Genomic DNA, 253 nt, shown 5'->3' with positions numbered 1-253 from the left:
GCGATAATGTTGATGATAATGCTACCTTGTACGGCCGCTATTGGGGCGCGCTCGGTGAGTATGATAGCTTGCACTTTGAGCTTTGTTATTATCAAGGGCTTGAGTTTGCTATCGAGCAAGGCTTAAGGTATTTTGATCCGGGCACGCAAGGGGAGCATAAGCTGGTTCGCGGTTTTATTCCAACGACCACTCACTCTATCCACCGTATTTATGATGCGCGCTTTGTGCCAGCGATTAGCGATTTTTGTGCAAA

Annotated in this window: 1 protein-coding gene; it reads left to right on the top strand. The window is 47.4% G+C overall.

What is annotated here, in order from left to right:
• Positions 1-253 (top strand): peptidogalycan biosysnthesis protein (locus AAEZ06_RS27840; RefSeq protein WP_350617391.1); only part of this gene is annotated, 253 nt, incomplete at both ends.

This window comes from Pseudomonas sp. HY7a-MNA-CIBAN-0227, from assembly GCF_040310325.1.
In the GTDB taxonomy this organism is placed as follows: domain Bacteria; phylum Pseudomonadota; class Gammaproteobacteria; order Pseudomonadales; family Pseudomonadaceae; genus Aquipseudomonas.
The sequence above is the reverse complement of the archived record's forward strand: the minus strand, read 5'-3'. Positions and strand labels throughout refer to the sequence as shown.